Below are 3959 nucleotides of genomic sequence, written 5' to 3'. Positions count from 1 at the left end.
AGCCTGGGACATGGCGCTCGACTATTGGAAGACCCTGCACACAGATGATGGCGCGCATTTCGACAAAGTGGTCACTCTAGATGCCCGTGATCTGACACCTATCGTCTCTTGGGGCTCATCGCCGGAAGACGTCGTGGCGGTGACCGGCGAAGTGCCAGATCCTTCACTCATCGAAGACGAGAACAAGCGCGCCTCCAAGCAGCGCGCGCTGGAATATATGGGGCTAACCCCCGGCACCAAGATCACCGACATCAAGCTCGACCGTGTTTGGATCGGATCCTGCACCAACGGTCGCATCGAAGACCTGCGTGAAGTCGCCAAGATTCTTGACGGAAAGACGATTGCGGATGGCGTCTCCGCCATGATCGTGCCTGGTTCGGGTCTGGTGAAAGAACAGGCTGAGGCCGAGGGTTTGCACGAAATCTTCATCGCAGCTGGTGCCGAATGGCGCGAGCCGGGCTGTTCCATGTGCCTGGCGATGAACGACGATCGGCTGAAGCCGGAAGAGCGTTGCGCCTCCACGTCCAACCGCAATTTCGAAGGCCGTCAGGGCTTCAAAGGGCGCACGCATCTGGTTTCACCCGCAATGGCCGCAGCAGCCGGGGTGGCCGGTCATTTCGTCGACGTGCGCGAACTTTAAACCTCCCCGGACAGCGGCAGTTTTACCTGCCGCCGTCTTCCACATCTGCAGATGCTATGTATATCTAGATGCGCAAGCTCAGTATTTATCGCTCAATCAGCGTTAACGCTTAACTCACCCAAAATCATTAGTCTCGCGTTCGCGTGACATTTTGTGCGCCGGTTTCGTGATTTGGGGGCGACCATGTCTGAGGAAGCGCTACTGCAGCTTTTGCAGCCCTTGACCTATGCGATCATGGGCGCGGGGTTCTGCGGCATCTACTACTATTCTCGAGAATTGGTAGCGGCCAAATTCTGGGCCTTTTCCTACCTGTTTGGCTCACTCGGTTTTTTGATCGATTTCTCGATCTCAAATGGTGACAGTCATCTGACGTCCTGGGCAACAAACATCGCCTATTTCGCTGCGTCCAGCCTGTACGTGACGGGTCATTTTGTGCGCATGAAACAGCCGGTTCCCGTCAAGGCGCTCGCCTTGTTGGGAGCGGTCACGATCATCTTGATGGTGACGTTCCGCCATATCATTCCGGATACGATGTTGCGCACGATTGCAATGAACCTCTGCAACGCAGGGGTCTTCTCCCTCCCTGTTGCAGCGCTTCTACGGCACGACAACAGGCTACCCGACACACCCCTGGTCGACCGTATCGCCGGCATCGTCCTGGCTTTCTTTGTCGTGACCTTTTTTGTCCGCGTCGGACTTCTCGCTTCAGGCACGATTGATCAGAACCTGACTGATGCCAACTACACCGCGTCTGTAATGGCAGCATCATTCCGGATTATCACAACGCTTTGCGCTATGGGTTCAGCAGTGGTGCTCTATGTCATGCTGGGCATCGACATGGCTTCCAGCATTCAACGTCGCTCGCAAGTCGATTCAATGACGACGCTGCTCAACAAACACACTTTCGAGATGCAGGCAAAAATGCTCATTTCGCCTGGCAGAGCAGTCGAGGGGCGCGGACACAGCCTTGTCCTTTGCGACATTGACCACTTCAAAGCGATCAACGATTCCCACGGCCACGCAGCAGGCGATATCGTCATCAAGTGGGTCGGCAGAATCCTCTCAAAGACCGTTCGACAATCCGATCTGGCAGGTCGTGTCGGTGGCGAAGAGTTCGCCTTGCTTCTGCGTGACTGCGACGATGCTGACGCAGCCTCAATTGCTGAAGCACTACGCAGTGTCATTGCAGACCACATGATGGATATCGGCCGGCAGAAGGTCATGGTAACCGCAAGCTTCGGCATCGCTCACGCCCATCCCGACGAAAACTTCACCGAACTCTTTGCACGCGCAGATGAGCAACTGTATCGCGCCAAGAAAAGCGGCAGAAACCGCGTGTGCGTCGCGCCGGAAAGGGCTGGCTATCCGTCAAAGCAGTCAGCAGCGATCATTCGCCCCGTGGAATTCGGTACCAATCCAGGAGCCCGCGTCGCCTGACGAATTCAGCGGTCCGCCTACACTAGCTACTGCTCGCCAAGTTTCATGTCCGGCGAGTAAGTTTTGCCTTCGACGGTCTTCACCACAGCTTGTGCGCAGACGGCTTTACCAGATGTGCTATCGAAGGTCATGGTCGGGGAGCCATGAAGCGTCCAGCCTTTTGAAAGGGCCAGCGAGACCTTGTGGCAGAAGGCAGAGTCATCGCCGCCGGTGAGCAGTCTGTAGAGTGTCATGGTATCGCCCCGCTTTATCGTTTCACGTCATCGTGGTGCTTGGCCGTTTCGCTTGCCTCCTGTAACAAGGCGGCAACCGCGTGGCCATGGATGCCACGCCACAGAGCAAGAGGCCGTACTATGGAAAAATTCGACAAGCTCACCGGCGTTGCCGCGCCCCTGCCCATCATCAATATCGACACCGACATGATCATCCCCAAGGATTACTTGAAGACCATCAAGCGCACCGGTTTGGCCGAAGGCCTGTTTGCGGAAATGCGGCTGAACGAGGATGGGTCGGAAAACCCCGATTTCGTGCTCAATAAACCCGCCTATCGAGAGGCACAAATTCTGGTAGCTGGCGATAATTTCGGTTGCGGTTCATCACGCGAACACGCCCCTTGGGCTCTGCTCGACCGTGGCATCCGCTGCGTGATTTCTACGTCTTTTGCCGACATTTTCTACAACAACTGCTTTAAGAACGGCATTCTGCCGGTAGTCGTGTCTGAAGACGATCTTGAGAAACTATTGGACGACGCATCACGCGGCTCCAATGCAGTGCTGACGGTGGACCTAGAAGAACAGATCATCACCGGCCCCGATGGCGGTTCGATCACCTTCGACATCGACGCCCACAAGAAGCACTGCATGTTGAACGGTCTCGACGATATCGGGCTGACCCTTGAGAAGGCCGACAGCATCGTAACCTTTGAAGGCAAGCTGGAGGCGGAGCGCCCCTGGGTCTGATCAGGCGAGGCTTCGCTTCGTGAAACCTTTCATCCCAGCGAGATTGGAGCCGACCATTTTCGGCCTGCTACTCTCGGGCATGATGAGCTTCATCGTGTCCGGCGTTGCAACGGCACTGGCCCTGCAGGCGATCGATATGGGTGCGTGGATATCGGCGTGGCTGTCTTCTTGGCTAATCGCCTTCCCCGCTGTCCTGATCGTCGCCCCATTGGTGCGGCGAATCCTGCGGGGGCTAGTGAAGCCGACTTAGCGATCCGGCAATTCGTCGAGAAGCCGCCGTTCAGGAATAAATTTCGAGATCATCAGCGCTCGCTCCAGCGCGCCACGCCCCGCTTCGAACCGCTTTGTCTGACGGATGTGAATGATCGCCAGGCCCGTCAAACATCCAAGATGTTTCGGCTCCAGTTCCAGTACTTTCTCACAATCGGCAATCGAACGCTCCCAGTCCTGCCGCAGAAAATGGACATGCGCCCGCTGGTTCCACGCCTCCGCATAGGTCGGATGCTGGTCGATGACCGTTGAGAGTTGGTCGAGCGCAGTAGCGTAGTCGGCATAGCGGGTGGTGCGGATCGCCTTGTTCATCAATTCGGCAGATGCTTCGTCCGGTGTCATGAGCCAGATGTTCCAGAGTTTGCCGACCGCCCTTCGCGCTTCCTCCTCACGGGGTGCGTGTTTCAACTCGTCATAGACCTTCGCCAATTCCGCTTCGCGGTCGAAATCCGAAGCTATCGGCTTGGATGGACCAGGAGTCTGGGCTGACGCAACTGCGGCGAGCATGCTCCACACAAGTGCGAGTACGAATCTCAAGGTTCTACCTCCTTCTCGGCATGGGCATCCATGCGCGCGGCGAGCGCGATATCGCGCTTGGTGACACCTTTCGCATCGTGGCTCGTCAACCGCACATCGACGGTGCGGTAGCTGTT

The 3959-nt window shown here is 56.7% G+C and carries 7 protein-coding genes; 4 read left to right on the top strand and 3 right to left on the bottom strand.

Annotated features, from left to right (window positions below):
• Together AAF739_17940 and AAF739_17935 are read left to right on the top strand one after the other, a co-directional pair.
• Nucleotides 1-640 (top strand): aconitase family protein (locus AAF739_17940; protein ID MEM6384550.1); only part of this gene is annotated, 640 nt, incomplete at its 5' end.
• A 183-nt stretch (nucleotides 641-823) separates the two neighbouring features.
• Nucleotides 824-2077 carry a GGDEF domain-containing protein gene (locus AAF739_17935; GenBank protein MEM6384549.1) on the top strand — a complete coding sequence of 418 codons (1254 nt, stop codon included), beginning with the start codon at nucleotides 824-826 and terminating at the stop codon, nucleotides 2075-2077.
• A gap of 26 nt (nucleotides 2078-2103) precedes the next feature.
• On the opposite strand, the gene AAF739_17930 is transcribed toward AAF739_17935, so the two are convergent.
• Entirely contained in the window at nucleotides 2104-2310 is a 207-nt protein-coding gene (locus tag AAF739_17930) for a DUF1737 domain-containing protein (protein MEM6384548.1), read from the bottom strand.
• A gap of 120 nt (nucleotides 2311-2430) precedes the next feature.
• Between AAF739_17930 and leuD the strand changes: the two genes are divergently transcribed.
• Nucleotides 2431-3036 (top strand): 3-isopropylmalate dehydratase small subunit, encoded by a 606-nt coding sequence (leuD, locus tag AAF739_17925; GenBank protein ID MEM6384547.1) that lies wholly within the window; start codon nucleotides 2431-2433, stop codon nucleotides 3034-3036.
• A 19-nt stretch (nucleotides 3037-3055) separates the two neighbouring features.
• Nucleotides 3056-3286, top strand: coding sequence for a DUF2798 domain-containing protein (locus AAF739_17920; GenBank protein MEM6384546.1), 231 nt, complete (start codon nucleotides 3056-3058; stop codon nucleotides 3284-3286).
• Here AAF739_17920 and AAF739_17915 read toward each other — a convergent pair.
• Both AAF739_17915 and AAF739_17910 read right to left on the bottom strand, forming a co-directional pair.
• Nucleotides 3283-3843: a tetratricopeptide repeat protein gene (locus tag AAF739_17915; GenBank protein MEM6384545.1), complete on the bottom strand. Its 561-nt coding sequence runs from the start codon at nucleotides 3841-3843 to the stop codon at nucleotides 3283-3285. The two genes, AAF739_17920 and AAF739_17915, sit on opposite strands and share 4 nt — an antisense overlap.
• Nucleotides 3840-3959 (bottom strand): 4a-hydroxytetrahydrobiopterin dehydratase (locus AAF739_17910; GenBank protein ID MEM6384544.1); only part of this gene is annotated, 120 nt, incomplete at its 5' end. The genes AAF739_17910 and AAF739_17915, both read right to left, overlap by 4 nt.

The sequence above is a fragment of the Pseudomonadota bacterium genome, assembly GCA_039024915.1.
GTDB lineage: Bacteria > Pseudomonadota > Alphaproteobacteria > Rhizobiales > MH13 > MH13.
Note: the sequence above shows the minus strand (reverse complement) of the source record. Positions and strands in the feature narration are given on the sequence as shown.